The sequence below is a fragment of the Stenotrophomonas sp. GD04054 genome (assembly GCF_029836955.1).
Classification (GTDB): Bacteria; Pseudomonadota; Gammaproteobacteria; order Xanthomonadales; family Xanthomonadaceae; genus Stenotrophomonas; species Stenotrophomonas maltophilia_A.
The window spans coordinates 12,275-35,647 of the sequence record NZ_JAOECR010000009.1 but is presented as its reverse complement, the minus strand read 5'-3'; the positions used below and the strand labels follow the sequence as shown (position 1 = coordinate 35,647).

Genomic DNA, 23,373 nt, shown 5'->3' with positions numbered 1-23,373 from the left:
ACAATCATGGCTCTTCCCGGGTTATCGTCCCGCGGACATGCACGCCTACGTCTATAAAAGCCAACTCAAGCCGGACACCTACGTCTACGTTCCCCGTCGCGATGATTTCAGCGCGCTGCCTGCGCCGCTGCTCACCTCGCTGGGGACGCTCGCCTTCGTCCTGGACGTGGCCCTGGATGCCCAGCGCCGCCTGGCCCAGGCCGATCCGGACAAGGTCCGCAGCGAAATGAGCGAGCGCGGGTTCTACCTGCAGGTGCCGCCATCGGTGGCCAGCCTGATGCCGCGCCACTATGACTGACACGTCCCGTCCGCGCGCCCTGTCGATCGCCTTCGCCGTGGGTGCCGTGCTGGCGCTTGGCGCCGCCGTGGGCGGCGTTCCGGGTGCCATCCTTGCTGCACTGGCGCAGCCGGCGTTCGCGCTGGGTGTGTCGTGGTGGCGTCGCAGCCGCGCGCTGCTGCCGCTGAAGATCGTCGCGCGCCAGGACCTGCCGGCGCTGCTGGCATTGTGGACGGCAGCGCCGCTGTTGCTGGCGCTGCTGCTGGCCTGGCCGCTGGCGGCGCTGCGTGACAGCGGCAGCCTGGCCGCGGTGCTGGGCCTGAGCGTGCTGGTCAGTGCCGGCCTGCTGGCGGCCTGGCGCACCTGGCCGCTGTGGAACGATGTCGAACGCCTGGATGGCAATCTCGCCCAGCATTGGCAGGCGCTGGCCGGACGCGACCTGACCGCCTGGCGCGGTCTTGGTGTCGCCGCGCTGGTGATCGCGCTGGCCGCGCTGGTGGTGCTGCCGGCCTGGCCGGGCCTGTTGCCGGAAGGCGCGCGCTGGCCCGCCACGCTGGCGGTGGTGCTGCTGTCTCCCGTACTGCACCTGCTGCTGCAGCGGGTGGCGCCGGCACCCTTGGTGTCGCTGCGCGCGAGCCCGTTGGCCAGCGCCGGCAACGAGCACGAACCGATGTTCGCCGCTGCGGCCGAAACCGCGCCGCTGGAGGCGATGGCGCCGCAGGAGCTGACCCCGGCCCTGTATGAAGCCGCCCGCCAGGGTCGCATCGACCGGGGCCTGCAGCTGCTGCAGGCCGGTGCCGATCCGTATGCGCTGCCGGACCCGAACTGGCGCGACCAGCGCAGCCTGGCGGTGCTGGCCGCGGTGCTGCCGGACCTGCGCCTGCTGCGCGAACTGATCGCCCGCGGCGTCGATGTGAATGCGCCGCACCGGGGCATGACCCCGCTGCTGGCCGCCACCCGCGACAGCTGGCACGGCCGTCCCGAAGCGGTGATGACCCTGCTCGCCAACGGTGCCGATTCGCGTGCCATCGACAGCGATGGCAACACCCCGCTGCACCATGCGGCGCGCAGTTCCGACCCGGGCGTGGCCGCGCTGCTGCGCGATGCCGCCGCCGAAGTCGACGCGCTGAACAACGAGGGCTGGTCGCCGCTGGCCGTGGCCTGCCAGGTCGGCAACTGGCGCCTGGCCCGCTTCCTGCTGGAGCGTGGTGCGCGCAGCGAACCGGCCGAAGGCACCCCGGTGTTGCTGGCCGCGGCCGCCACCGAAGACGACGATCCGGCCGGCGTGCAGCTGCTGCTCAAGCACAAGGCGCGGGCTGACGCGCGTGATCGCCAGCGCCGCAGCGCGCTGCATGAGGCCGCACTGGCTGGCCACGTCGAGATCATCGGCGTGCTGCTGGGTGCCGGTGCCAATCTGGAAGCGCGCGATGCGCTGGGCCGTACGCCGTGGCTGGAAGCGGCCCGTGCCGGCCGCGCTGCCGTGGTCGAGCATCTGCTGCCGCACAAGCCGGATCTGGTTGCGGTGGACGGCGAAGGCCGCAATGCGGTGCAGCTGGCGGCGATGGCCGAGGATGTCTCGCCATTGCTGATCAAGCGCCTGGTCGAGCTGGGCATCGCCGCCGATGCCACCGATCCGGTTGGCCGCCGTGCGGTGGACTACGCCGCCGAAGCCGGTCGCTGGGCGATTGTGGCCCTGCTGGACCCGTCCTATCCGTTGCCGGCCGCCGTCAGTGATGGCCTGGCCGAGCGCGGCGAAGCCGCCAGCGCCAGTGGCCTGCTGCCGGACCGTCCGCCGCTGACCCTGCTGCGCGAAGCGCTGGGCTTCGGCAACACCGATGGCATGGCCGCGCTGGCCAAGCTGTGCCAGCCGGAAGAACTGGGTGGCCTGCTGCTCGATCCGGAGCTGGCACTGGAGCCGCGTGCGGTCGATTGGCTGCTGGGCCACGGCGCCGATCCCTACGTGCGTGACGCCTGCTCCGACACGCCTATGTTCGCGCTGCTGTCGCGCGGCATCGATGCGGTGCCGGCGCTGCAGGTCATGCTGCAGCGCGGCCTGTCGCCGGCCGGACGCGGTGGCCTGGCGCGCTTCCTTGCCGCCTGCGCACAGCACGATCAGGCCGCCCGCGGCCTGGAGCAGCTGGCGCTGGAACTGCTGGAACGTGGTGCCGATCCGTTCGCGGCCTCGCCGGCGGGTGACCCGCCGTTGTCGCTGGCAGTGCGCCTGGGCTGGCTGCGCCTGCAGCAGGCCCTGCTCAAGGCCGGTGTCGATCGTGAAGCGCGTGACAGCCATGGCATGACCGCATTGCACCTGGCCACCGCATTGGCCCGCGAAGGCGCGCTGAAGCTGCTGGTGCAGCACGGTGCCTCGCCGGAAGCACGTGCCGCCGATGGGCAGACGCCGCTGGGCGTGGCGCTGTCGATCGGTCGCCGTGACCTGGCCGACTGGCTCGACTGGCGGGTGTGGCCGTTGCCGCGCCGCACCCTGCGCGAGGCCGATCTGCCGGCCGCTGCGATGGCCGGTGACGTCGATGCGGTGCGCCGCCTGATCGATTTGGGATTTGCCGTCGACGCAGTCGACGCACAGGGCTGCACCGCGCTGCTGCGTGCGGCCGGTGGTGGCCATCTGGCAGTAACCGACCTGCTGCTGGCACGCGGCGCCGATCCGCAGCACGCCGCTGCCAGTGGCGCGACGCCGCTGTCGGCGGCGGTCAGCATGCGCCAGGTGGACATCGTTTCGGCCCTGCTCGACGCCGGCGCCAAGCTGGAACACCGCCTGCCGGGCGGCGTGACCGTGCTGATGCTGGCCTCGGCGCTGGGCCTGCCGGACATCGTCGCGCGCCTGCTCACCGCCGGTGCCGACGTGCATGCCGGTGACGCGCAGCAGCTGGGCCCGCTGCACTGTGCCGCGCTGTACGGTTTCAGTGCCCGCGACCGCTCGCGCCTGCTGGCCCTGCTCGACACCCTGCTGCTGGCCGGTGCCGAACCGGACCAGGCCGCCGCCGGTTCGGTCACGCCGCTGCTGCTGCTGCTGGGTGCGCGTGCCGAGCCGGGTACCGCCTGCGACGAGCAGGTGGTGATGGCGGCGGTAGAGCGCCTGCTGGACGAGGACGTGAGCCTGGACGTGCGTGATCCGCGCGGTTTCGGCCCGCTGCATCTGGCCGCCCTGCACGGCCTGCCACTGCTGGTGCAGCGCCTGCTGCGCGCCGGTGCCGATCCGGAAGTGCGCGACAGCCTCAACCGCAGCCCGCGCGAGATCGCGGTGATGCGTGGCTTCATCGACGTTGCCGGCGAGTTCGAACCGCGCGTGCCGGGCGTTTCGTCGATGGCGCGGTTCCTGCGCGACAACGGCTGATCGGGACCCAGTAGATCCACGCCATGCGTGGATGATCGTGTCCGGAATCCAAAGCATCCACGCATGGCGTGGATCTACTGCCGGAATCCGCAGTGGGTAGTGCCGGCCGCTGGCCGGCAACCTCATGAAACCACCGGAATTTCGAGGCTGCCGGCCAGCGGCCGGCACTACCGCAATCTGTGGTGGGTGCCGACCGTTGGTCGGCACGCCTACTTGCCGTCGCTTTCCGCGTCGGCCTCGAACAGGTGCATCAGGTCGTTGCGTGCATCGCGCGAGGTCTGGATCACTGCAGCCTCGTCGTCGTACACCAGGTACTGGTCGCGCAGCAGCTGCTCGTCGTGCTCACGGAAGCGCTGCACGTGGCGTTCAGCCACTTCAGGTGCAACACCCAATGCAGTCAGCACGCGCCCGCTCATTTCCAGGCTGGTGCCGAACACTTCGCGGAACGGCTCGGCCGACATGTCCATCAGGCGCCACGCATGCTGGCGGTTGCGTGCGCGCGCCAGCACCTTCGCGTCCGGGTACAGCCGGCGCACCATGCGCACTGCACGCAGGTTGGTCTCCGGGTCGTCCACGGTGATCACGAACACATCGATGTGCTCGCCGCCGGCCGCGCGCAGCATCTCCGGCCGGGTCGGGTCGCCGTAGTACAGCTGGTTGCCGAAGCGGCGCAGGTCGGCCACGGTATCGGGGTTCGCTTCCAGTGCCACGAACGGCACCTTCTGCGCGGTCAGCAGGCGCGCGATGACCTGGCCGAAGCGGCCCATGCCGGCAATCAGCACCTTCGGCCGGTTGTCCGGCGCCACCTTGTCGGCCTCGGCTGCCTCGCGCGGCGTTGCCTTCTCCTGGCCGAGCAGCTTGAGCAGCGCGATCATCAGCAGTGGCGTGATCGCCATCGACAGGCCGACGATCGCCACCAGACGGTCATGGTTGGCGTTGCCCAGCAGGTGCGCGCGCTGCGCTTCGTTGAACACCACGAAGGCGAACTCGCCGCCCAGCCACAGCACGCTGCCCAGTAGCAGCGAGTGCCGTGAACTGAGCTTTGCGATGCGCCCGATCACGTACAGCAGGCTGAATTTGACCACCAGCAGGATCGCCACGCCGGCGGCGATCAGCCACGGCTCGGCAACGATGCGGTCGAGGTCGATGCCCATGCCCACCGCGATGAAGAACAGGCCCAGCAGCAGCCCCTTGAACGGCTCGATCTGCGCTTCCAGTTCGTGCCGGAACTCCGAATCGGACAGCAGCACGCCGGCCAGGAACGCGCCCAGGCTGGGGCTGAGGCCGGCCTCCTGCATGAACCAGGCGGTGCCCAGCACCACCAGCAGCGCGGTGGCGGTGAACACTTCCGGGCTGCGGGTGCGCGCGATGATGCCGAATACCCTGCGCAGCACCGGCCGCCCGCACAGGATCACCACCGCCAGCGCGCCGAGGGCCACGGCGGCGTCTTCCCAGCGCAGGGTCTCGTTCTTTACCCCGCCCAGCAGCGGGATGGCCGCCAGCAGCGGAATCGCGATCAGGTCCTGGAACAGCAGGATGGCGAACCCGAGCCGGCCATGGTCGCTGTTGATCGACTTGTGTTCTGACAGCAGCTGCAGGCCGACCGCGGTGGACGACAGCGCCAGTGCCACGCCCACCACCAGTGCGCTCTTCCATTGGAAATGGTCGAGCAGCAGCAGGCCGCCCAGCACCAGCCCGGACAGCGCCACCTGTGCCGCACCGGCACCAAACACCGAGCGCCGCATCACCTTCAGGCGGGCCGGCGACAGTTCCAGACCGATCACGAACAGCAGCATCACCACGCCGATCTCGGCGGCCCCGAGGATGCGGTCGGCGTCCTGCACAAAGCCCAGCCCGTCCGGGCCCAGCACCACACCGGCCGCCAGATAGCCCAGCACCGCGCCGAAGCCGAACTTCTTGAACACCGGCACGGCGATGACCGCCGCCAGCAGCAGCACCAGGGCCAGTTCCAGACCACCGCTATGCATGGGAATACCTGGTCATCGGGGAAGCCCGCAGTGCGTCCGTTCGGGTGGGGGAAGGGGAGGCGAGTGCCACCGCGTCATTATGCGCGCCGGCCTGTGTATGCACGAGAACAACCTGCCGGGCAGGCGCCCTGCGCAAGGCTGCCGGGTTGACCTGCATGGCCCACGGGTCCAGACTGCCCGCCGCTGGCGGCGCGTCCGTCGGCATACGCATCCCGGAGTCCCCAACCCATGTCCAGCGACAGTAGAAGTCGACCTCGTTCGACGCCAGCGATGGCCACCGCCTGACATCGGGACGGTTTGCCTGCCTTGGTGTTGCGCGAGGTCGCACCCCCACAAGGCAAAACCGATGAACCAGAAGCAATTGCTGCGCCCGGTGGCCGATGCCGCCGCACTGGCCGCACCGCTGGCGAACTACAACACCGCCGACGCGGTGGAATTCCTCAACACGCTGGAACTGACCCGCGCCGCGGAAACGCTGGCGGCGCTGCCGTTGCCGCGTGCCGTGAAGATGCTCGAAGCGCCGGAGCTGCACCGCAGTGGCGAACTGGTGGCCGCGCTGCCGCCGGCACGGGCTGCGGCGCTGCTGGGCCTGATGGCCGATGACCGCGCCACCGACATCGTCCACGAGCTGGATGAGGAAGAACGCGCGCGGCTGATCCCGCTGCTGGGCACCGACGCCCGCCAGGCCATCCAGAAGCTGCTCAGCTACCCACCGAACACTGCCGGTGCGCTGATGACCACCGAGTACGTGGCGGTGCCTGCCAGCTGGACGGTGGCGCAGACCCTGCAGCACATCCGCCAGGTCGAGCGCACCCGCGAGACGGTGTACGCGATCTACGTGCTGGACCCAGCCAGCCAGCAGCTGCAGCAGGTAGTGACCATGCGCCGGCTGATCACCGGCCTGCCCGAGGAGTCGATCCTGGACGTGGCCCAGGTCAATCCGCCGGTGACGGTGGATGCGCTGATGGACCAGGAGGAAGTAGCACGGCTGATCCGCCGCCACGATCTGCTGGCAATTCCGGTGGTCGACGCGCAGCAGCAGATGCTTGGCATCGTCACCGTCGACGACGTGCTCGATGCGCTGATCGAGGAATCCACCGAGGACGCGCACAAGTTCGGCGGCATGGAGGCACTGGACAAGCCCTATATGCAGATCGGCTTCTTCGAGATGCTGCGCAAGCGCGCCGGCTGGTTGAGCGTGCTGTTCCTGGGTGAGATGCTGACCGCCAGCGCGATGCAGCACTACGAGGATGAACTGGCGCGCGCCGTGGTGCTGACCCTGTTCATTCCGCTGATCATGAGTTCGGGCGGCAACTCCGGCTCGCAGGCTACCTCGCTGCTGATCCGCAGCCTGGCACTGCGCGAACTGCGCCTGCGTGACTGGTGGAAGGTGGCCTTGCGCGAAGTGCCCACCGGCATGGTGCTGGGCGCGATCCTTGGCTGCCTGGCCATCGTGCGCATCGTGATCTGGCAGCTGGGTGGCCTGCACGACTACGGCGAGCACTGGATCCTGCTGGCGATCACCATCGGCGCCGCGCTGGTCGGCATCGTCACCTTCGGCTCGCTGTCCGGCTCGATGCTGCCCTTCATCCTGAAACGGCTCGGCTTCGACCCGGCCAGCGCTTCGGCCCCGTTCGTGGCCACCCTGGTGGACGTGACCGGCCTGGTGATCTACTTCAGCATCGCCGCGATGATCCTGCACGGCACGCTGCTGTAAGCCGGAGCCACCGTGCTCCGGTAGGTGCCGACCTTGGTCGGCACGCAGAACAAAAGGGGACGGAGGGGATTAAGTCGTTCAAGGCACATGAGGCACAAACGACTTAATCCCCTCCGTCCCCTTTTTTGGGTACCGTAGGCGCATGAGTACCTACCACCTGCAGTCCGTGTTCCGTCCGCAGTCGGTCGCGGTGATCGGCGGCAGTCCACGTGAGCGTTCGGCCGGCCGCGCGGTGATGCGCAACCTGCGCGGCACCGGCTTCCCCGGCAAGGTGGCCTGGATCAACCCGCGGCATGCCGAGATCGACGGCATCCGCACGATCAAGCGGTTGAAGGATCTGGACTGGGTACCGGACCTGGTCGTCATCACCGCACCGGCGGCGATCGTGCCGCAGGTAGTGCGTACCGCCGCCGAACGCGGCGTGCAGGCCGCGATCATCCTCACCGCGCACCTGGGCGAAGGCCCGGGCTCGTTGTCGGAACAGGTGGAAACGGTGGCGCGCAAGCATGGCCTGCGCATCCTGGGCCCGCACTGCCTGGGTGTGATCGCACCGCATGCGCGGCTCAATGCCAGCATCGCCGCGCACTTCCCGCAGGCCGGCGACCTCGCCCTGATCTCCGAATCCTCGGCCATTGCCGCTGCGCTGGTGGAATGGGGCGTGGCGCGCTCGGTTGGCTTCTCCGCCGTGGTCTCGCTGGGCGACACCATGGACGTCGACTTCGGCGACCTGCTCGACTACTTCGCCACCGACTACCGTACCCGCGCCATCCTGCTCTACGTCGAGCAGATCAAGGATGCGCGCAAGTTCATGTCGGCCGCGCGTGCCGCGGCCCGCGCCAAGCCGGTGGTGGTGGTGAAGTCCGGCCGCGCCGAGCGCGTGCAGCCGGGCAGCCGCGATACCCATGTGCAGGCCCTGGCCCGCGCCGATGATGTGTACGGCGCGGCCTTCAACCGCGCCGGCCTGCTGCGCGTGGGGGCGCTGGACGAACTGTTTACCGCCGCCGAGTCGCTGGGTCGGTTGGGGACGTTCCCCGGTCGCCGCTTGGCCATCCTCAGCAACGGTGGTGGCGTGGGTCGCCTTGCGGTGGACCAGTTGATCGCGCTGCGCGGCACGCTGGCCAACCTGTCCGACAGCACCGTCGAGAAGCTCGACGCGGTGCTGCCGCAGGGCTGGTCGCGCAGCAATCCGGTCGACATCGTGGTCGACGCCGATGGTGATCGCTATGCCGCGGCCATCGAAGCGCTGCTGGCCGACAACGAGAATGACGCGGTGATGGTGGTGAACGTGCCGACCGCGTTCACCTCATCGGCGGACGCCGCGCAAGCGCTCACCCGCACGCTCGGCCTGCGCCCGCGCCATCATCGCGACAAGCCGGTGTTCGCGGTGTGGCTGGGCAACGACGACCAGGCTACCGCCACGCTCAACGCGGCACGGGTGCCGACCTATCCGACCGAGGCCGAAGCCGTACGTGGCTTCCAGCACCTGGTGCGCTACCGCGAAGCGCAGAACGCGTTGATGGAAACGCCGCCCAGCCTGCCGCAGGACTTCAGCGTCGACACGGCCGCCGCGCGCGCACTGGTCGATGCCGCGCTGGCCAACGGCCAGCAGTGGCTGGACCCGCTGGCCACGCATGAACTGCTCAAGGCCTATGGCATTCCGTCCGCGCCGGTGATGCATGCGCGCGATGCGCACGAGGCGATGGACCTGGCGCAGCCGCTGCTGGAGCGCGGTGCCACGGTCGCACTGAAGGTTCTCTCGCCGGATATTCCGCACAAGTCGGAAGTGGATGGCGTGCGCCTCAACCTGTCCACGCTGCCGGCGGTGCAGAGCGCGGCCAACGCGATCCTGTCGCGCGCACGCCAGCTGCGGCCGGATGCACGCATCGATGGCCTGCTGGTACAGCCGACCATCGTCCGCCCGAAGGCGCGCGAAATGATCGTCGGCATCGCCGATGACGCGACGTTCGGTCCGGTGATCGTGGTCGGTCGCGGCGGCACTGCCGTCGAAGTGATCAATGACAAGGCGCTGGCGCTGCCGCCGCTGGACCTGCGCCTGGCCCATGAGCTGATCGGCCAGACCCGCGCCTCGCGCATCCTCAAGGCTTACGGTGACGTGCCGGCGGCTGACGAGCGCGCACTGGCGCTGGCGCTGGTGAAGCTGGCACAACTGGCTGCCGATATCCCCGAGGTGCGCACGCTGGACATCAACCCGTTGCTGGTCGACGGCAAGGGCATCCTCGCCCTCGATGCCCGCGTAGCGGTGGCGCCGTCGCGCATCCTGCACAAGGGCCGCGGCCATCCGCGTTTCTCGGTGTTCCCGTACCCGAAGGAGTGGGAGCGCACCATCGAGCTGTCCGATGGCGGCCGTGCCTTCGTGCGCCCGGTGCGGCCGGAGGACGACGCACTGTTCCGTGCGTTCTTCGCCCGCGTCAGCGACGAGGATCTGCGCCTGCGTTTCTTCCAGTCGGTGAAGCACTTCAGCCACGAGTTCATCGCGCGCCTGACCCAGCTCGATTACGCACGCTCGATCGCGCTGGTGGCGATCGAACCGCGCAGCGGCGAAATGCTGGGCGCGGTGCGCCTGCACGCAGACGCCGACTACCATCGCGGGGAGTACGGCATCCTGATCCGCTCGGACCTGAAGGGCCACGGCATCGGCTGGCGCCTGATGGCGATCATGATCGAGTACGCCAAGTGGCTGGGCCTGGACGTGGTCGAAGGCCAGGTGCTGCGCGAGAACAGCACCATGCTGGCGATGTGCCAGAGCCTGGGCTTCAAGACCAGGCTGGATCCAGACGATCCGACGGTGATGATGGTGACCCTGCCGGTGCAGCAGGTCGAGGTGCCGGCACCGGACTTGTAGAGTCGAGCTTGCTCGACTGTCGCCATCGGGAAGCAGTCGAGCAAGCTCGACTCTACGGCCAGGCTAACGGAAGGGCTCCACCACCACCGCCGTGCCATAGCACAGCACCTCGGTCAGCCCGGTCATCACGTCGGTGGCGTCGTAGCGCATGCCGATGATGGCGTTGGCACCGAGCTGGCGCGCGTGCTTGACCATGTCGCGGTAGGTTTCCTCGCGGGCCTGCTCGCACAGCTCGGTGTAGATGGTGATGTTGCCGCCGAAGATCGTCTGGATACCACCAAGGAAATTGCCGACGATCGAGCGCGAGCGCACGGTGATGCCGCGGACCACACCCAGATTGCGCACGACGCGATGGCCGGGCAGCTCGAAGGCGGTGGTGACCAGCGCATCGTCGAAGCGCAGCGCGGGCGGGGAAGGGGAGCCGCTGTTGTAGGGGTCTGCCATGGTCGCGTCCGTGTCGTTGCTTTCTGTAGAGTCGAGCCATGCTCGACTGGCTGTGGCGCAGTCGAGCATGGCTCGACTCTACAACGCAACCGCCCGTTGCGGCATGGCTCCGTCACCGTGATGGCGCGACAATACCCCCATGACCGACCGTATCCCCCTGTTGCTGCTACCCGGCCTGCTCAACGATGCCGAGCTGTGGCGCTCACAGTTGGCTGATCTTGCCGACATCGCCGATTGCACGGTGGGCGACCAGACTCGCGGCGAAACCCTGCAGGGCGTAGCCGAGGACGTGCTGGCGCAGGCGCCGGAGCGCTTTGCGCTGGCAGGTTTCTCGCTGGGCGGCTTCGTCGCTCAGCAGATCCTGCGCATCGCGCCCGAGCGCGTGCTGCAGCTGGCGCTGATCGATACCTCGATCCATGCCGATTCGCCGGAACGTGCCGAGCAGCGCCGCAGCCAACGTGCCAGCGTGCGCTTGCCGGGAAAATTCCACGGCTTCGGTGACGTGCTGATGCGCAGCTACATCGATGCTTCTCGGCTGGATGACTACGTGCTGGTGCAGCGTGTGCGCGACATGACCGCGCGGTTGGGCGCCGAAGTGTTCCTGCGCCAGAGCGCGCTGGAGCGCCGCGATGGCCACGATGTGCTGGCCGGGTACCGCGATCCGCTGCTGATCGTCTGCGGCGCAAACGACCGCATCACGCCGCTGGCGGTGAGCGAGGAGATGCACGCCCTGGTGCCGCACTCGCAGCTGGTGGTGGTGCCCGATTGCGGGCACCTGGCACCAATGGAGAAACCGGACGAGGTCAGTGCGGCCATGCGTGGGTGGTTGCTGCAAGGCGAGGGATAGCTCTGCCTTTGGTAGGTGCCGACCTTGGTCGGCACGATGTGTCATCGACTGACCAGAGGCCAGTGCCGACCATGGTCGGCACCTACGATTCCGATACGTAACCCCAGTTGGGATCAATCCCAGGCCGGGGCAAGCCCTTCCGGATTCGCGAGGCGATGGCCGCGATCCAGCTTGGCGATCTGCGCCATGTCTTCGTCGGTCAGGCGTACGGCCGCTGCTTCCAGGTTGGCTGCCAGGTTTTCGCGCTTGGTCGACGACGGAATGACCGAGAAGCCCTGCTGCAGCGCCCACGCCAGCGCAACCTGCGCCGGCGTAGCCTGGTGACGGCCGGCAATGGCCTGGATCACCGGGTCCTTCAGCACTTCGCCATAAGCCAGACTCATGTAGGCGGTGATGTGGATGCCGTTGTCCTGCAGGAACTTCACCAGCAGGCGGTTCTGCAGGTACGGGTGGATCTCGATCTGGTTGGTGGCGATGGCCTCGGCGCCGAGGATCTCGATCGCCTTGCGGGTCTGCGCGATGGTGAAGTTGGAGATGCCGATCGCCTTGGTCAGCCCTTGCGCCTTGGCCTCGGCCAGTGCCGGCAGGTATTCCTCCATCGGCACATCGACCTTGTCATTCGGTGACGGCCAGTGGATCAGCGCCAGGTCGACGCGGTCGGTGCGCAGCTTCTCGAGGCTGGTACGCAGACTGGCCAGCAGCGCATCGCGCTTGAACTCGGTGATCCACACCTTGGTGGTCAGGTACAGATCATCACGCGGCACGCCCGACTCGGCGATGGCCTGGCCGACTTCGGCTTCATTGCCGTAGATCTGCGCGGTATCGATGGCGCGGTAGCCGACCTCCAGCGCATTGCGCACCGAGTCGATCACGGTCTGGTCTTTGAGGCGGAAGGTGCCGAGACCGAAAGCGGGGACAGTCATGGGAAGCTCCAACGGGGGGAAGGGAGTAGCAGAGGGAAGAGGGTAGGACAGGCACCGTATGCATGCCGGCAACGGTGCATTGCATGGATCAATGCGCGGTGGCGGCAATGCCGTCGGCGCGGTGGTCGACGCCATCGCGGCGGTCGAGGCGGCCACTGAGCACGGTCAGCGCGTAGGCCAGTACGACCACCAGCGCGCCCAGCCATGGGGTATGCATCAGGCCGATGTGCTCCACCACCAGGCCACCCAGCGAGGCGCCCATGGCGATGCCGACGTTGAACGCGGCGATGTTCAGGCCCGAGGCCACGTCGGCCGCCTGCGGCGCGTAGCGCTGCGCCTGCTTGACCACATACACCTGCAGCGCCGGCACGTTGCCGAATGCCACCGCACCCAGCGCCAGCACCGTCAGCAGCATCAACCAGGTGTTGTAGGCAGTGAACGTGAGGACGAACAGCACCAGTGCCAGAAGTCCGAAGATGCGCTTCAGCGCGGGCACCGGACCCAAGCGGTCGGCCATGCGCCCGCCCCACAGGTTGCCGATCGCCACCGACACGCCGTACACCAGCAGCACCAGGCTCACGGCGTTGGCCGGAAGGCCGGTGATGTCCTGCAGGATCGGCGCCAGATAGGTGAAGGCCAGGAAGGTGCCACCGTAGCCCAGCGCGGTCATCGCATAGACCAGCAGCAGGCGTGGCTGGCCGAGCACGGCAAGCTGCTGGCGGAGGCTGGCCGGCGCACTCTGCGGCAGGTTGCGCGGTACGAACAGCAGCGCGCCGATCAGGGCGACCACGCCGAGGCCGGCCACCGCCAGGAAGGTCGCGCGCCAGCCCAGATGCTGGCCGATGAAGGTGCCCAGCGGCACGCCGGTCACCAGCGCCACGGTCAGGCCGGTGAACATGATGGCGATCGCGCTGGCCGCCTTCTCCTTCGGCACCACGGCGGTGGCGATGATCGCGCCGATCGAGAAGAACACGCCGTGCGCCAGGCCGGTGAGGATGCGGGCGATGATCAGCGAGGTATACCCGGGTGCCATCCAGGCGACGACATTGCCGAGCGTGAACAACACCATCAGCGCCACCAGCAGTTGCTTGCGCGGTACGCGTCCGGTCAGCGCAGTCAGCACCGGCGCACCGATGGCCACACCCAGCGCGTACAGCGAGACCAGCAGGCCGGCCGAGGGCAGGCTGACCTGCAGGTCGCCGGCGATGGTCGGGATCAGGCCGACGATGACGAATTCGGTGGTGCCGATGGCGAAGGCACCGAGGGTCAACGCCAGCAGGGCGAGGGGAATGCCACGGATCATGACAGGGTCCAGCAGGAGGAAGAGGCTGCGCAGTCTGCGCCGCCGACCTTTGCTGAAAAACCGGTCTTCACGCCAATCACTATTGCCGTGCAGTCAATAATAGGGGCATGAAGACCACTCTCGATGAAATGCAGGCGTTCCTTTCGGTGATCGACAGCGGTTCGATCAGTGCTGCCGCCGAGCAGCTGGGGCAGACGCCCTCGGGTGTGAGCCGCGCCCTGGGGCGGCTGGAGGACAAGCTGGGGATCACCCTGCTGACCCGCACCACCCGCCGCCTGCACCTGACTGCCGAGGGCGAGGCGTTCCTGCGCCATGCGCGCGCGATCATCGATGCGGTGGAATCGGCCGAGGAACAGATGGCGGCGCGCCGCGAACGCCCGGCGGGGCGCCTGCGCGTGGATGCGGCGATGCCGTTCGTGCTGCACGTGATCGCGCCGCTGGTGGCCGGCTATCGCGCACGTTACCCGGACGTGCAGCTGGAGTTGAACAGTTCCGACCGCTACATCGACCTGCTCGAACGGCGCACCGATCTGGCGATCCGGATCGGCCCGCTGGCCGACTCCACCCTGCATGCGCGGCTGCTGGGCCGCTGCCAGCTGCGGCTGGTGGCCAGCCCGGCCTACCTGGCCAGGCACGGCGAACCGGCCAGCGTCGCCGCGCTGGGCCAGCACACGCTGCTCAGCTTCAACGAGCCGGAATCACTCAACCGTTGGCCGCTGCCCGGAGAGTCGGATGGGCTGCTGCTGGTGCGGCCGGATATCGCCGTGTCCAGTGGCGAGACGTTGCGCCGGCTGGCGGTGGAAGGTGTGGGCATCACCTGCCTGTCTGACTTCGTCACCGATCGCGACCGCAGCGCCGGCACCCTGGTGCAGGTGCTGGCGGCGCAGACGCTGGATGTGTACCAGCCGATCCATGCGGTGTATTACCGCAACACCGCCGTATCGTCGCGGATCAGCTCGTTCGTGGATTACCTGGCCGACGCGATGGCGCAGAGCGATTACGTGCGCTGAGGTTGCCGGCCAGCGGCCGGCACTACCGCACGCGCCGGTGGGCGCGGCCGTTCTGGTGGGTGCGGACCGTTGGCCCGCACTGATCCTGCCGTCGCCCGACCAACGGTCGGGCGCTACCCATGTGGCGGCGGACGCTGCCGGCCTGCGGCCGGCACATCGCACGGGTAGTGCCGGCCGCTGGCCGGCAACCGGATCAATCAGGCCGCGCGTGCCAACGCGTCCTTCGCTGCCGCCGTGGTCGACAGATCGAACACATCCACCGCATCGATCAACCGGTTCGCCTGTTGTTCCAGGCTGCGTGCGGCGGCACTGGCTTCCTCCACCAGCGCGGCGTTCTGCTGGGTGGTGCCATCCATCTGGATCACGGTCTGGCTGACCTGCTCGATACCCGCGCTCTGCTCCTGCGAGGCCGCGGAAATCTCGGCCATGATGTCGGTCACGCGTTGCACCGACGCCACGATCTCGGCCATGGTGTCACCGGCCTCGCGCACGCGCTGCGCACCGTGCCCGACCTGCTCAACCGAGGCTTCGATCAACGCCTTGATCTCCTTCGCGGCCGCGGCCGAGCGCTGCGCCAGCGTGCGTACTTCACTGGCGACCACCGCGAAGCCGCGGCCCTGTTCGCCGGCCCGCGCGGCTTCCACTGCCGCGTTCAGCGCCAGGATGTTGGTCTGGAATGCGATGCCATCGATCACGCTGATGATCTCGGCGATCTGCCGCGACGAGGTTTCGATCGCGCTCATCGTTGTCACCACCTGGCCGACCACGTTGCCGCCGTGCGAGGCGACGTTGTGCGCGCCGATCGCCAGCTGGTTGGCCTGGCGGGCGTGCTCGGCATTCTGGCGCACGGTGGAGGTCAGTTCCTCCATCGATGCAGCGGTTTCTTCCAGGTTGGCGGCCTGCTGTTCGGTGCGGCGCGACAGATCATTGTTGCCGGCGGCGATCTCCGCCGCAGCCGTGTGGATGTTGCCGGAGGCGTGCTTGATGTCGGTGACGATGGTGGCCAGCTGCGCGGCAGTGGTGTTGGCATCGCCGGCGATGCGTGCGAACACACCCTGGAAATCACCGTGCATGCGCGCGCCGAGGCGGCCATCGGCGATCGCACGCAGCATGCTGGAGACCTCGCCGAGGTTCAGTTCGGTCGTCTGCATCAATCGGTTCAAGCCGTCGACCATCGCGCGGAAGTCATGCTCGAAGCGCGCGCTGTCGCCACGCTGGCTGAAGTCACCCCTGGCAGCGGCTTCGGCCAGGCGGCGGATCTCGCCATTGATCATGCCGAGATTGACCTTGGCGGTATCCAGTGCGTCGGTGATCACTGCCTTCTCGCCGGGCAGGCGTTCCATGTCCTGGCTGAGGTCGCCGATGGCGTAGCGCCCCATGATCGCGATCGCGCGCAGCTTTACCTGGATGTGCGCATCGACCAGCGCGTTGCTGTCGGCCACCATCGTGCCGAACGCGCCGGGGAAGGCACTGGCATCCATGCGGTGGCTGATGGTGCCGGCGTCATGCGCCTGTGCCATCGTGGCCTGTGCATCGAGCACACCGCGCAGCGTGGACTGCACCGCCTGCATGGCCTGCGCGAGGCGACCGATCTCATCGCGGCTGCGCACCTGCACAACGTGCTGCAGATCACCGGCAGCCACTGCACGCGCAGCGGCTTCCACCGCCAGCACCGGCTGCACCACCGCACGCCGCAGCCACCAGCCCAGGCCCATCAGCAGCAGCACGGCGGCCAGCACGGTCAGCGCCGCGCACAGCAGCAGCGTCTGCCGCGCCTGCTGCGAACGGGCCGCTACCGCCGCTTCGGCCACCTGCGTGGCGTGCGTACTCAACGCATCCAGCGCGGTTGCCACCGGGCGGTCCTTGCCGCGCACGAGGTTGTCGCCGGCGGCGGGATCGTAGCTGGCCTCGGCGAACGCCTGCAGCGCCGCGTGATAGTCCTGCTGCAGCTGCGCATGCAGGCCGATGAAGGCCTGCGCCAGTTCGCGCGTGCGTGCATCCGGGCTGCTGACCAGGCCCTTGGCCAGCTGCTCGACCAGACGACCCTCGCTGTCGAAGGCGTCCAGGTGGCGTTGGCGCAACGCGTCGTCGTGGCCGCGCAGCAGCACGTTCTTCCATTCCTGCACCTGGCCGCGGAACTCGCGCTGCAGGCGTTCGGCATCGCGGCTGTGCGCGACTTCGGGTGGAACCTCGGTGGACAACTTCAACCAGGCGGAGGCCAGGCCGGCCAGAGCGCACAGCAGGACCACAGCCAGACCAACAGAAACCGCGCCGAGCAGCTTGGACTGCAGGCGCGGAGCACGGACAGACGCATTCATGTGGAAGAACTCTCGGGAAGGGGCACTGCGGTATCGACCCGCTGCGCACGCCCTGAAGTGGGATGTTGATCACATTCGCGTTTCGTTTAGTGATGTGAAGGAGATGTTTCATAGGACAGATGTGTCCATATGGAACGAAAGCAGACCCTCGACAGAGGAATTAAATGTAACTAATGTTGTTACATGAAATCCGCGAACCCCCTCTCCGACGCCCTGCACGTGATGGCGCACCTGGTCGGCCCTACCGCCCCGCGCACGTCCGAACAGCTGGCGTCCTGCCTGCCGACCCATCCGGTGGTGATCCGTCGTCTGCTGGCACAGCTGCACAAGGCCGGCCTGGTGCGCAGCACCCGTGGTCACGGCGGCGGCAGCGTGCTGGCCCGCGACGCCGCGGCGATCACCCTGCATGACATCTATCTGGCGGTGGGAGCACCGCCGCTGGTGCAGGTCGGCGCTCGCGATTCCGGCGGTGGCTGCCCGATCCAGCAGCTGGTCAACAGCGCCCTGCTCGAAGGCGCGCGCGAGGCGCAGCGGCTGCTTGAGCAGCGCCTGCAGGCGACCACGCTGGACCAGCTCGGCGCCGACTTCGCCCGCCATCTTGCCCATCACCGTTCCCTGGAAGGTCACCATGAATCCTGATGTGCTCATCGTCGGCGGCAGCTACGCCGGCATTGCCGCCGGCCTGATCCTGGCCCGTGCCCGTCGCCCGGTCACCGTCATCGATGCCGGTTCACCGCGCAATCGCTTCGCCAGTCATTCGCACGGGGTGCTGGGGCTGGATGGCATCAGCGGCGCCGAGCTGCTGAAGACCGCGCGTCAGCAGCTGCTGGACTACCCCACGGTGCGTTGGGTGCATGCCGAAGTGGAGCACGCCCGCACCACCGCCGAAGGTGTGGAAGTGCGTACCGCCGATGGCCAGGTGCTGGCCGCGCGCAAGCTGCTGCTGGCCAGCGGCATCGCCGACCAGCTGCCGGAACTGCCCGGACTGGTCGAGCGCTGGGGCAGCACCGTGCTGCACTGCCCCTACTGCCACGGCTATGAAGTCGGTGGTGGTGCCATCGGCCTGCTCGGCGGCCATCCGATGTCCGCCAGCAAGGCGCCGCTGTTCGCCGACTGGGGCAATGTCACGTTCTTCAGCATGGGTCTGGAGATCACCGATGAGGAACGCGCCGCCATGCAGCAGCGTGGCGTGCGCATCGAGACGTCACCCGTGCTGGGTGTGCAGGGCGACCAGCCGACCTGGCTGGAAGTGGAGCTGGCCGATGGCCGCCGCATCGCACAGCGTGCGCTGTTCGTGCCGGCCACCCAGGCGATGGCCACGCCGCTGGTGCAGCAGCTGGGGTGCACCTTGGTCGAGAGCCCGCTGGGGGTGCTGATCGAGGTCGACATGATGAAGCAGACCTCGGTGCCGAACGTGTACGCCGCAGGCGATGCGACCACGGTCGGCAACATCACCCTGGCCACCGCCGAGGGCGTGCGTGCGGGGATCGGCGTGCATCATGCGCTGGTGGCCGAGGACAGCGCGCCGCGCTGACCCCCGACGCGACGTGCTGCTCTGGTAGATGCCGACCTTGGTCGGCGCCGTTTCATCCACGCATGGCGTGGAAGAGCAGTCGAGCAAGCTCGACTCTACGGATCCCGGGCATCCATTCGCCCGTGCCCGTCGAGCAGGTGCCGGCCGAGGCCGGCACCGTTCCATCATCCCTTCACGCACAGCACCTGCCGCAGCGTGTGCACCACGTCGACCAGGTCCAGCTGCGCGGCCATCACATCGTCGATCGACTTGTACGCGGCCGGCGACTCGTCCAGCACGCCGCTGTCCTTGCGGCATTCCACGTGCGCGGTGGCCTCGCGGTGCTGGGCCAGCGTGATCTGCTGGCGCGCAGCGCCACGGCTCATTACCCGGCCGGCACCGTGGCTGCAGCTGTGGAAGCTGTCCGCGTTGCCCTTGCCACGCACGATGTAGCTGCGCGTGCCCATGCTGCCGGGAATGATGCCCAGCTCGCCCTCGCGGGCACTCACTGCACCCTTGCGCGTAACGAGCAGCTCCTGGCCGTGGTGCGTCTCCTTCTGCACGTAGTTGTGGTGGCAGTTCACCGCCATCGCCGCCAGCTGGAACTTCGACAGCCGGTGGCGCATCTCGGCCAGCACCCGCGACATCATTGCCTCGCGGTTCTGCCGGGCATAGTCCTGCGCCCACGACACCGCCTCGACGTAGTCATCGAACAGCGGCTCGCCCTCCATGAAGAACGCCAGGTCCTTGTCCGGCAGATGGAAGCCGAGCACGCGCCGGGCCAGCTCCTCGCGCGCCTTCTCGATGAAGTAGGTGCCGATCAGGTTGCCGGTGCCGCGCGATCCGCTGTGCAGCATCACCCACACCGTGTCCGTCTCGTCCAGGCACAGTTCGATGAAGTGGTTGCCGCCGCCCAGCGTACCCAGCTGGCGGTCCAGCTTGTCGGTGCGGATTCTGCGGTGCTTGTCCTTGATTTTCTCTAGACCGGCGGCCAGCCCGGACTGCACCAGCCGCGTGTGGATGCTGTCGGGCATGCGGTGGTGCTCGCCGCCGCGTCCGTTGCCGACCGGGATGCTGCGCTCGATGCTGTTGCGCAGCTGCCGCAGGTCATCGGGCAGGTCGTTGGCACGCAGCGTGGTGCGCACGGCGGCCATGCCGCAGCCGATGTCGACGCCGACCGCCGCCGGGATGATCGCACCGCGGGTCGGGATCACCGAGCCCACGGTCGCGCCCTTGCCCAGGTGCACGTCCGGCATCACCGCCACCCACGGCCCGACGAACGGGATCGCGGCGATGTTGCGCAGCTGCTCATGCGCCTGCGCTTCCAGCGGCACACCGTTGACCCAGCCCTTGATCGGCGTGGTGCCCTCGGCGTGCAGCCATTGATAGTTGTGTTGAGTGTCCATGTCTTCGTGTTTGTCCTTGATGGGCCGGCGGCGCGTCCCTGCGCCGCCGCGACCCCCTACCTGATCGTCACCAGCTGCTTCAGCACGCCATCCAGGCCGCCGAACACGGTGAGCTTGTCGATCTTCTCGGTGACCTTCTCCAGTGCCTCCAGCTCCTTCAAGCGCATCAGCACCGGGTTGTCCTCGATCAGCTTTGCGGTGTTGAGCTGCGAACGCGTGGCGTTGGCCTCCTCGCGACGGCGGATCACGCTGGCCTGGGCCTGCTTCTCGGCCAGCACCACACCGTTGAGGATCTCCTTCATCTCACCCGGCAGGATCACGTCCTTGATGCCCACGCCGAGCAGCCGCACGCCGTGGCCCTCGATCGCCGCCTGCACATGCGCGGCGATCTCGCCGTCCAGTGCCGCCTTGTCACCCAGCAGCTCGTCCAGGCTGCGCGCGGCAATCGCCTGGCGCAGGCCGAACTGCAGCTGCCGGTAGACGAACTCGTCGGCATTGCTGAGCGTGCGGTGTGCACGCACCGGGTCGACCACCTGCACGGTCGCGGCCAGGTTCACCCGCAGGGTCACCTTGTCGCGGCTGAGCAGTTCCTGGCCGGACACGTCCAGCGAACGCGCACGCAGCTCCACACGCTCCACCGACACGTTGCCGTTGAAGTTCCAGAACGCGTGCAGGCCGGCGTCCAGCGTCTGTCGCAGCGTGCCATCGATGAACAGCAGGCCGACCGACTCGCTTGGCACGGTGCTGATCACCGCCACACGCGGCAGCACGCCCAACTGGCCCAGGCGCTGCTGCACGTCCGCCGGAATGCGCGGCTCGTCACCCAGCGCCATCACGCGCACCTGGGTGTCGACCGAACCCCGCCAGTACAGACGGCGGCTGCCCGGCGGCAGGACTTCATCGATGCGGCCGTTGCGCAGCAACAGGCCGACCTCGCTGGCGCCGACGTTGGCCAGCACGAAGTGCGTGTCCAGCTCGGTGCCCAGCGCTTCGATCAGGCTGTCCTGGTCGCTGCCGGTATAGGCCGCGCCCTTCGATGCGGTGTGGATGTCCACGTGCGGGCGGCCGCCGAACGGCGACAGGCGGTGCACGCCCGGCAGCAGGATCTGCTGGAAACGACGGTTGCGATACACCAGGCCGCGCTCGCCGTCGCCGATCACGACCTTGATGGTCCAGAACATGGGAGTCTCTCCTTGTATGGCTCTGGTGGTTCGACCCGATGGGAATGAATCGCCATGACCCGGGTCGATCAGGTCGTGGCGAGGCCGCCTGCACACCACGTGCAGGCAGCGGAAGAGGGCGGCCATCGGCGGACGGTCCGCGCGCGGAGCCTTCGGTGCACCGGCACTGCTGCCATCGTCGTTCCCGGCAGGCAGCACCGGTGCGGAACGTGGCTGGCAGTGGCGGCGGGCCGGGGCCCGGCGTGCGGTCCGTTGCCTTCCACGTTCCTGCCCGAAGGCGTTGTCTGTGGACGGCGACGATGGCCGCTGGGGCTTGCGCCCCGGGTGTTGCTTCAAGTCATGACGTGACAGGTCATGTGGTTTGGAGTGGGAATCGAACCCACGACAGACGGATTACGGATCCGTTGCTCTGACCAAGCTGAGCTATCCAGTTGGGGATCGCGCGGAATCGAACCGCGTACCGGCGAACCGGCGCCTGCTTCCAGCAGGCGATCCAGGCGATGGCATGTCCGCGACCTCCGGCATACGCCACGGCAACGCCGCGCGCACCAGCCCGTGGTGGAAACGGGACCGTTGGAGAATCGAGGGTGCAGGCCACCGACATTATCGCGAGCGATAATGTTTGGGTGCGATGCAGATAATGTCCAGGTGTCGCCAATCGCGCGAAGTAAATCCTTAGGCGGGGCGAAAAAGCCTGGGTTAGTAAGCGGCGGGTTGCCGCGCGGGGTGCAGTTCTGGCATCGCGGGTCCTTGTGCCGACGCAAACGAAAACGCCCCCGGGACTTGCGTTCCGAGGGCGTCGTCAAGCCTCGGAGATCGGGGTGGCCGATCTCCGCAGGGCGGGTATCAGGCCGTTGTCAGCTGGTCTTCCTTGCCGAACGCGCGCGCCAGCACGTCCATGCGCAGGCATGGCAGCAGTTTGGCGATGGCGACGGAATGCGCGTTCAAGGGAAGTTTCCAGTGGTTGTTGAAACGAGGTGCGCACGATAAACCACGATTTACTCGCGCGCAACCATTTTGTTCAATTATTTTCTTCTTTACCGCGCAATGCCGGCCAGCGGCCGGCACTACCGGACTGTGCAATGCCGGCCAGCGGCCGGCACTACCGGGTCTCAGGCTTCCGCGCTGGCGGCATCCAGCTGCGCGACATCCTGCACGCTCAGCGACACGTTGGCTGCGGCCAACAGATCGTGCAGCTGCTCGACGCTGGTGGCGCTGACGATCGGCGCGGTGATTGACGGCCGTGCGATCTGCCATGCCAGTGCGATCTGCGCGGCACTGGCGCTGTGCTTGCTGGCCACGTCATCCAGCGCCTGCAGGATGCGCAGGCCACGCGGATTCAGATAGCGCTTCACCACGTTCTCGCCACGCGCCGGGCTCTTGGCCGCATCGGCCGGCGTGCGGTATTTGCCGCTGAGGAAGCCACTGGCCAGCGCGTAGTAGCCGATCACCCCGATCTGTTCGCGCTGCACCAGCGGTTCCAGTTCCTTTTCGTAGCCGGCGCGGTCATACAGGTTGTACTCCGGCTGCAGGGTTTCGTAGCGTGGCAGTTTGTAGTCGGTGGATACCTTCAGCGCATCGGCCAGGCGCGTGGCGCTGTAGTTGGACGCACCGATCGCACGCACCTTGCCGGCTTCGATCAGGCGCCCGAACGCGGCCAGCGTCGCTTCCAGCGGCGTGGATTCATCGTCTTCATGGGCCTGGTACAGATCGATCACGTCGGTCTGCAGGCGGCGCAGCGAATCTTCCACCGCGGCATTGATGTTGTCCGGGGTCAGGCCGGGGCGTTCGGCCCACTTGGCCACCTTGGTTGCCAGCACCACCTTGTCGCGCTTGCCGCTGCGGGCGAACCACTTGCCGATCAGCGTTTCCGATTCGCCGCCGGCATTGCCCGGCACCCAGGCCGAATACACATCGGCGGTGTCGACCAGGTTGAAGCCGGCATCGACGAAGGCATCGAGCAGGGCGAAGCTGGCCTTCTCATCGGCGCTCCAGCCGAACACGTTGCCACCGAAGGCGAGCGGACGTACATGCAGGCCGGAACGGCCCAGTTCGCGGGTTGCCGTCATGGGCACGGACTCCTTGGGGGAAGTGCTCCAGAATAAAACGCGTTGTGTGACCGTGCTGCGGCGGTGACCACAAAACAGTGTTCCGCGATACGCACGCAGCTAACGTTTTGTGAACACCTGGGACGCCGCGGCTGCTAGTCTCGCCGCATCTTCCGCTGGAGT

At 67.9% G+C, this 23,373-nt stretch carries 16 protein-coding genes and 1 tRNA gene; 8 read left to right on the top strand and 9 right to left on the bottom strand.

Features of this window, described 5'->3' with window-relative positions; genetic code table 11:
- The first annotated feature begins 37 nt into the window (after positions 1-37).
- Positions 38-298 carry a YcgL domain-containing protein gene (locus N7573_RS06790; protein ID WP_107431495.1) on the top strand — a complete coding sequence of 87 codons (261 nt, stop codon included), beginning with the start codon at positions 38-40 and terminating at the stop codon, positions 296-298.
- Positions 291-3,629: an ankyrin repeat domain-containing protein gene (locus tag N7573_RS06785; protein WP_279913961.1), complete on the top strand. Its 3,339-nt coding sequence runs from the start codon at positions 291-293 to the stop codon at positions 3,627-3,629. The genes N7573_RS06790 and N7573_RS06785 overlap by 8 nt, the downstream gene beginning before the upstream one ends.
- Positions 3,630-3,838: 209 nt before the next feature.
- Here N7573_RS06785 and N7573_RS06780 read toward each other — a convergent pair whose 3' ends face one another.
- Positions 3,839-5,617: a monovalent cation:proton antiporter-2 (CPA2) family protein gene (locus N7573_RS06780; RefSeq protein WP_049462129.1), complete on the bottom strand. Its 1,779-nt coding sequence runs from the start codon at positions 5,615-5,617 to the stop codon at positions 3,839-3,841.
- Positions 5,618-5,963: 346 nt separating this feature from the next.
- Here N7573_RS06780 and mgtE point away from each other — a divergent pair, with 346 nt between their 5' ends.
- Together mgtE and N7573_RS06770 are read left to right on the top strand one after the other, a co-directional pair.
- On the top strand, positions 5,964-7,334 hold the full coding sequence (mgtE, locus tag N7573_RS06775; protein WP_125893373.1) for a magnesium transporter: 1,371 nt from the start codon (positions 5,964-5,966) through the stop codon (positions 7,332-7,334).
- Between the two features lie 142 nt (positions 7,335-7,476).
- Positions 7,477-10,197, top strand: coding sequence for a bifunctional acetate--CoA ligase family protein/GNAT family N-acetyltransferase (locus N7573_RS06770; protein WP_279913489.1), 2,721 nt, complete (start codon positions 7,477-7,479; stop codon positions 10,195-10,197).
- Between the two features lie 63 nt (positions 10,198-10,260).
- On the opposite strand, the gene N7573_RS06765 is transcribed toward N7573_RS06770, so the two are convergent.
- Complete coding sequence (locus tag N7573_RS06765) at positions 10,261-10,641, bottom strand: YbjQ family protein (RefSeq protein ID WP_049398669.1); 381 nt, start codon at positions 10,639-10,641, stop codon at positions 10,261-10,263.
- Positions 10,642-10,780: 139 nt separating this feature from the next.
- Between N7573_RS06765 and N7573_RS06760 the strand changes: the two genes are divergently transcribed.
- The gene (locus tag N7573_RS06760; protein WP_049462125.1) at positions 10,781-11,488 is read left to right on the top strand and encodes an alpha/beta hydrolase; all 708 of its coding nucleotides are present in this window, start codon (positions 10,781-10,783) and stop codon (positions 11,486-11,488) included.
- A gap of 113 nt (positions 11,489-11,601) precedes the next feature.
- Here the strand turns inward: N7573_RS06760 and dkgB are convergent, their stop codons facing one another.
- Positions 11,602-12,411, bottom strand: a complete 810-nt coding sequence (gene dkgB / locus N7573_RS06755; protein WP_279913488.1) for a 2,5-didehydrogluconate reductase DkgB — start codon at positions 12,409-12,411, stop codon at positions 11,602-11,604.
- 88 nt (positions 12,412-12,499) lie between these two features.
- Entirely contained in the window at positions 12,500-13,714 is a 1,215-nt protein-coding gene (locus N7573_RS06750) for an MFS transporter (RefSeq protein WP_279913487.1), read from the bottom strand.
- A gap of 107 nt (positions 13,715-13,821) precedes the next feature.
- On the opposite strand from N7573_RS06750, the gene N7573_RS06745 reads away from it, so the two are divergent.
- Complete coding sequence (locus N7573_RS06745) at positions 13,822-14,724, top strand: LysR family transcriptional regulator (protein WP_279913486.1); 903 nt, start codon at positions 13,822-13,824, stop codon at positions 14,722-14,724.
- Between the two features lie 197 nt (positions 14,725-14,921).
- Here N7573_RS06745 and N7573_RS06740 read toward each other — a convergent pair whose 3' ends face one another.
- Positions 14,922-17,042 carry a methyl-accepting chemotaxis protein gene (locus tag N7573_RS06740; RefSeq protein WP_279943108.1) on the bottom strand — a complete coding sequence of 707 codons (2,121 nt, stop codon included), beginning with the start codon at positions 17,040-17,042 and terminating at the stop codon, positions 14,922-14,924.
- 183 nt (positions 17,043-17,225) lie between these two features.
- Here N7573_RS06740 and N7573_RS06735 point away from each other — a divergent pair, with 183 nt between their 5' ends.
- Both N7573_RS06735 and N7573_RS06730 read left to right on the top strand, forming a co-directional pair.
- The gene (locus N7573_RS06735; protein WP_279913133.1) at positions 17,226-17,681 is read left to right on the top strand and encodes an Rrf2 family transcriptional regulator; all 456 of its coding nucleotides are present in this window, start codon (positions 17,226-17,228) and stop codon (positions 17,679-17,681) included.
- Positions 17,671-18,576, top strand: a complete 906-nt coding sequence (locus N7573_RS06730; protein WP_279913132.1) for an NAD(P)/FAD-dependent oxidoreductase — start codon at positions 17,671-17,673, stop codon at positions 18,574-18,576. The genes N7573_RS06735 and N7573_RS06730 overlap by 11 nt, the downstream gene beginning before the upstream one ends.
- Positions 18,577-18,740: 164 nt before the next feature.
- Here the strand turns inward: N7573_RS06730 and N7573_RS06725 are convergent, their stop codons facing one another.
- The 4 genes from N7573_RS06725 to N7573_RS06710 all read right to left on the bottom strand — a co-directional run bounded on the left by N7573_RS06725 (position 18,741) and on the right by N7573_RS06710 (position 23,211).
- Complete coding sequence (locus tag N7573_RS06725) at positions 18,741-19,961, bottom strand: RtcB family protein (RefSeq protein ID WP_279913131.1); 1,221 nt, start codon at positions 19,959-19,961, stop codon at positions 18,741-18,743.
- Positions 19,962-20,017: 56 nt separating this feature from the next.
- Positions 20,018-21,142 carry a slipin family protein gene (locus tag N7573_RS06720; RefSeq protein WP_049398660.1) on the bottom strand — a complete coding sequence of 375 codons (1,125 nt, stop codon included), beginning with the start codon at positions 21,140-21,142 and terminating at the stop codon, positions 20,018-20,020.
- 357 nt (positions 21,143-21,499) lie between these two features.
- Positions 21,500-21,573 (bottom strand) — tRNA-Thr (locus tag N7573_RS06715).
- A gap of 681 nt (positions 21,574-22,254) precedes the next feature.
- Positions 22,255-23,211, bottom strand: coding sequence for an aldo/keto reductase (locus N7573_RS06710; RefSeq protein WP_279913129.1), 957 nt, complete (start codon positions 23,209-23,211; stop codon positions 22,255-22,257).
- Between the last annotated feature and the right edge of the window lie 162 nt (positions 23,212-23,373).